The 5,938-nt window shown below is 62.7% G+C and carries 3 protein-coding genes; 1 reads left to right on the forward strand and 2 read right to left on the reverse strand.

The window, feature by feature from the left end:
* Positions 1-1,317, reverse strand: a 1,317-nt coding sequence (locus AC781_RS09500) for an alpha-L-fucosidase (protein WP_141675859.1), incomplete at its 3' end; no start/stop codon positions are given.
* A 55-nt stretch (positions 1,318-1,372) separates the two neighbouring features.
* A complete protein-coding gene (locus AC781_RS09505; RefSeq protein ID WP_067777166.1) occupies positions 1,373-2,254 on the reverse strand; it encodes an HAD family hydrolase in 882 nt (293 codons plus the stop codon).
* 31 nt (positions 2,255-2,285) lie between these two features.
* Between AC781_RS09505 and hrpA the strand changes: the two genes are divergently transcribed.
* A partial coding sequence (gene hrpA / locus AC781_RS09510) for an ATP-dependent RNA helicase HrpA (protein WP_176712516.1) occupies positions 2,286-5,938 on the forward strand: 3,653 nt, incomplete at its 3' end.

A 5,938-nucleotide genomic window follows, 5' to 3' on the forward strand; every position in this document is an offset into this window, starting at 1 on the left:
ATCCAGCACGGTTCCGCCTTCCTCCTGCCGCACAGGCACGGACGAGCTGTCAGCCAGAGCCTGAGCCGAAGGAGAGCCCTGCATGGCATAAGGAAGCTTCAGGATGCCGTCCTTCGGCATCTCGTACATGATGAGGTAAAGCGCATCTCCCTTTCCGGTGACCACGCCCCACGGGAACGGCTCGGCGAACGGACTCGCCGTCGTACCGTAGATGGCCTCCTGATTGATCTTCATCCATGCGCCGATGGCCTGAAACAGGCGAACCGATTCTTCCGGAATGCTGCCGTCCGCCTTCGGCCCGAGATTCAGCAGGAAATTGCCACCCCGGCTGACGGTGTCCGCCAGTTGCCGGACGAGAACTTCGGGCGTCTTCCAGTCGTTATTGGTCGCTGAATAGCCCCATGTGCCGTTCAGCGTCATGCAGGCTTCCCAGTCGCCACGCACGCCCTTCTCGGGAATATAGTGTTCGGGCGTGGTGAAATCGCCCTTTTCGCGAGCCGTGGCAGTCATCGGCCCGTGGTCCTTGACCGTAGCCGCATCGTAAAGCCGGTTGTTCATGACAACCTGCGGGTGCTTGTCCCTGACCATGCGCAGCAAATCGGACGCACCCCATGCTTCGTCACCCTGAAATCCCCGGGAACTGAAATCCCACCAGATCAGATCGACTGCTCCGTAGTTCGACGTCAACTCACCGATTTGCCGTTTCAGGAAAGCCTTGTAGGCATCATGATTGCCGAAACGGTGGGTTTTCAGATTGCCGGAAGGATACGAGATGCCGCGCGACAGGGCGAGCTTGCCGTCATAGTCGGGATGGTGCCAATCCAGCAGGGAATAATAGTAGCCCGTTTTGATGCCGTTTGCCCGGCATGCTTCGGCATATTCCTTCACGATATCGGCTCCTGTTGCCTTCACGCTGTTGAACTCGCTCGCCTTCGAATCAAACAGGGCAAAGCCTTCATGGTGCTTGCTCGTCAGGACGATGTATTTGCATCCGGCATCCCGGGCCAGCTCGACCCATGCCTTGGCGCAACCGCGCTGCGGCTTGAACAGCGGGAGAGCCTTGGCCGCGTAGCTGTCGCTGTCGAGGCCGGCCATGTTCTGTATCCACTCCACGCAGCCGTCATACTTCCTGCCGTCGACCTCACCGGCCAGCCCGGAATACAACCCGTAATGGATGAACATACCGAATTTTCCGTCGCGCCACCATTGCATTCTGCCATCCCGCTCCTGCTCCGTTTCAGCTGGCGCCGCATGCAGCATGCTTGCCGAGGCGACCGCCACAACAACCGATTTCAATAGATGAGATATTGTAGACATACCATCATACTACGCACATGGCTATCATGTTTTATCATTGATTGAAATAAAACGATCAATAGATCTTGGGCGCGGAATACAGGGATTCCTCCACCGTGCGGCGGCGCGATTCCAGAATGCCGTGGGCGACCGTGCGCACGATCTCTTCAAGAATGAGCGACAGATGGCTGCCTTCGCGGTAGTCCGCCGGAGCAAAGAAATCGACCCGGTGCGAATCCGCCTTCAAGTGGAAGCATTTGCGGAAGCTGGCGCCCGTCAGGTCGTCCGCATTGTACACGGCGACGGTGTGGCCGCCCTGCGCACGCATCACGGTGAAGCACGGCACATCCGTCGGCCCGTCGCCGATGTAGATCATGTGCTTGAAGGGAATGGGGCGCATATCTTCCGGCATGTGGTCGTTCACGTCCTGCGTGTAGTCCAGCATCCCCTTGTTGATGCGGAAGAGGAACTGCGTCTTTGTCGTATGGGAAATCACGCGCTTCGGAAAGTCGATGCAGCCATCCCGCTCGCTGAACTCGCAGCCGAACACCGCCTTCAGATGCGGGCGGATGGAAGAACCGTCGATAATCGCCTTGAGGCCGGAAGAAACGATATAATATTCGAGTTTCAGCCCGGCAGCCTTGTGATCGTCCAGCAGGGCGCGCTGCTCGAACTCGGAAAAGAACTCGGGAATCCCGTTGAAATAGGTCAGCTTCTGCCCAAGGCGCATCAGATCCGCATTGCTCACGCCGTCCAGCCGCAGCTCGTCCAGCAGCTCCTTCAGATAGCTCAGCTCCCCGTCCCAGCCTTCCTCCGCGCTGCGCCTGTTGCACTTCTTCCAGAACTCCGGCGCGGAAATGCCGAACTCGGGGAACACGGTATCCTCCTGCATGTTATGCGGACTGAGGGTCTGGTCGTAATCGAAAATCAGAGCAATGGTATTCTGGGGGACGGACATTTTCTCCTCCAGTTTCTCACAAACGCGCCCGGTGTCAACCGGAAAAGCCGCCTTCGCCATCGAATCCGCCCCGCACCCACCATGCGCCAAGACGCACGCGAGGCTTGCGCCCCAGCCTTGCAGCCAGTACGATAGGCCGCCGATGCCGCCCGAATTCGCCTATCCCGACCTCCCCATCGCCCGCCACCGGCAGGCGATCGCGGATGCGTTGCGGCAGCATCAGGTCGTCGTCGTCGTCGGGGAAACGGGCTCCGGCAAAACCACCCAGCTCCCCAAGATCGCCCTCGAAGTGGCCGGAGACCGCCGGGGCATCCTCGGCTGCACGCAGCCCCGCCGCCTTGCCGCCGTCGCCGTTGCGCGGCGCATCGCGGAAGAAGTCAAATGCCCGCTGGGCGGTTACGTGGGCTACCAGGTGCGCTTCGACGAAAAATGCAACGAGGAAACCCGCCTCAAGCTGATGACGGACGGCATCCTGCTGGCCGAAACGCAGACCGACCGCGACCTCCGCAAATACCACACCATCATCCTCGACGAAGCCCATGAGCGCAGCCTCAACATCGACTTCCTCCTCGGCTACCTCAAACTCCTCCTGCAGCGCAGGCGCGACCTCAAACTCATCATCAGCTCCGCCACCATGGACGCGGGCAGCTTCGCGGAATTCTTCGACGGCGCACCCGTCGTCAGCGTCGAAGGCCGCACCTACCCCGTGGACATGCACTACATGCCGCCGCGCAACGAACAGGAGGAACTGCCCGAACACGTCGCCCGCGCCGTCCACTGGCTCAGCAGCATGGACAACCGGGGGGACGTCCTCGTCTTCCTGCCCGGCGAACGCGAAATCCGTGAAGTCGCCGACAAACTCGCGGGAGAAAACCTCCCCCGCACCGCCATCCTCCCCCTCTTCGCCCGCCTCGGACTGGCGGAACAGCAGCGCATCTTCCAGCCCAAGGGCGGAGAACGCCGCATCGTCCTCGCCACCAACGTCGCCGAAACCTCGCTGACCATCCCCGGCATCATCTACGTGATCGACAGCGGCCTCGCCCGCCTCAGCCGCTACAGCCCCGCCCGGCAGGTACAGCGGCTCCAGATCGAAGAAATCTCGCAGGCCAGCGCACGCCAGCGCGCCGGGCGATGCGGCCGCGTCTGCGAAGGCGTCTGCATCCGCCTGTACAGCGAAGAAAACTGGGAAGAACGCCCCCCCTTCACCGACCCGGAAATCCGGCGCAGCGCCCTCGCCGGAGTCATCCTCCGCATGGCGGACCTGAACCTCCCGCCCCTCTCCGAATTCCCCCTGCCCGACCCGCCCTCGCCCAAACTCATCAACGAAGGCTACCGCACCCTGCGCGAAATCGGCGCCTTCGACAAGAAAAAAGACCTCACCCCCATCGGCCACCAGCTCGCACGCCTCCCCATCGACCCCCGCCTCGGCCGCATGCTGCTGGAAGCCAACCATGAAAAAGCGCTCGCCGAACTCCTCGTCATCGTCTCCGGCCTCAGCATCATGGACCCGCGCGAACGCCCGAGCGACTGCGCCGACAAGGCAGACGCCGCCCAGGCCAAATGGCGGCACGAAGACAGCGACTTCCTCGGCATGCTCCTCCTCTGGCAGGACAGCCTCGCCTACAGGGAAGGCCGCCAGTGGCGGCGCAACCAACTCCGCAAATGGTGCTCCGCCAACTTCCTGAACATGCCGCGCATCCTCGAATGGCACAACCTGCATGAAGACCTCTCGCGCCTTCTCAGGGAAAGCCTCCGCTGGAAACCATCCCCCCTCGGCAGCACGCCCGAAACGCAGGCCACTCCGGCCATGATCCACCGCTCCATCCTCGCGGGCGGTCCCCTCCTCTTCGGCATCTGGAAACCGGAAGAAAAACTCTACCGCGGAGCCGGAGGCCGCAACTTCGGCATCTTCCCCGGCTCCGGCATGTTCCGCCGCAACAAACGCTCGGAATGGATCATGGGCGTCGAACTCGTCGAAACCACCCGCCTGTGGATGCGCCGCTGCGCCGTACTCGACCCCGCATGGGTCGAACAGATCGCCCCGCAGCTCTGCACCTGCCACGCCTACGACGCCGCTTGGGACCAGCAGGCCGGAGCCGTCTACGCCAAAGAACGGGTCAACTGCGGCGGCCTCGTCCTCATCGACGGGCGCCGCATCCACTACGGCAGGCACTACCCCAAAGCCGCCCGCGAAATCATGATCCGCGAAGGCATCCTGCAAAACCGCCTCCGCGACACCCCTCCCTTCCTCCAACACCTCGCCGACCTCCGCGAAGAAATCGAACTCGTCGAATACAAACTCCGCCGCCGGGGGCAAATCTGGTACGAAGACGGCGCCTTCGACTGGCTCGACCGCACCATCCCGCAAAACATCTGCACCGAAAAAGCCCTTCGCCAGTGGCGCGACAAGGAAGAAAAGCAGAACCCGGAAATCCTCTTCGTCCCGCGAGACGAAGCCATGTACCACTTTGAAGACGAATCTCTTCTCGGCGAATTCCCCGACACCCTCGCACACGCCGGCAACGAATACTCCGTCTACTACAACGACGATCCCGGCTCTGCGGACGACGGCGTCACCCTCGGCCTCCACATCGAACAGCTCCGCGACTTCCCCGACTGGCTCCCCGGATGGGGCGTACCCGGCCACCTCGCCCGGCGCGCGGAATGCCTGCTCCGCAGCCTCCCGAAAGACATCCGCGTCTTCCTGCAACCCATCACCCAAAAGGCGGAATACTTCGCCGAACTCTGGAACGGAGTCGAACGCGAAGAAAGCCTCGCGGATGCCCTCTCCGAATTCGTCGAAACCGAAACGCGCCGCCCCTGCCGCCCCGATGCCTTCGACTTCTCGCGCCTCCCCGCCGAACTCGTCACCAAAATCTGGGTCTGCGACGACGAAGGCAACGAACTCGCCCTCGGCACGGACATCGCCGCCATCCGCCAAAGGCTGCAACCCCTCCTCGACAAACAATTCGCCAGCGCCGCCGTCCGCGAATTCCCCCGCACCGGCATGACCAAATGGGACTGCGGCGACCTGCCCTCTTCCGTACAGCTCGGCACCGCCGAAGGCTACCCCGCCCTGCAGGACGGGCGAGAATGCGTCAAAATCCACGTCTACCCGCGCCGCAGGCAGGCCGAGGACGCCCACCGCCACGGCATCATCCGCCTCCTCCAGTTCCGCCACGGCGACTTCGTCAACCACCTGCGGAAAAAATTCCCTCTCGGACTCGAAGGAAAGCTCGCCCTCTCCACCCTCGGCCAACAGCCGAAAAACAACCTCGAAGACCTCGTCCACGTCACCATGGAAGGAGCCGTCGGCACCCCGCTGCCCCGCACCGCCGAAGCCTTCGACGCTGCCTGCATCCGCCTCCGCGAAAACCTCTTCGACATCGCGAAAACCACCGCACGCCTCTGGGACAGCCTCGCCATCACGGACGCCCTCGTCCGCGAATACTGCCTCACCGCACGCGCAAGCCGCCACACCGAACCCATCGCCCGCGACCTTGAAAACCAGCTTGCCTGGCTCATGCGCCCCCGCTTCCTGATGAGCACGGGCTACAACCGCCTGCCGGACCTCGACCGCTTCCTGCGCGGCATCCGCGACCGCCTCCAGCGCATCGCCCAGCAACCCGTCGCCCGCGAACTCGAACGCATGCAGCAATTCGCCCCCCTTGCCGCCCCCTACCT

The sequence above is a fragment of the Neoakkermansia glycaniphila genome, from assembly GCF_001683795.1.
GTDB lineage: Bacteria > Verrucomicrobiota > Verrucomicrobiia > Verrucomicrobiales > Akkermansiaceae > Akkermansia > Akkermansia glycaniphila.

Excerpts from the sequence above, each read along its gene's own strand:
- AC781_RS09505 (WP_067777166.1), bottom strand. The coding sequence starts at position 2,254 with ATGTCCGTCCCCCAGAATACCATTGCTCTGATTTTCGATTACGACCAG.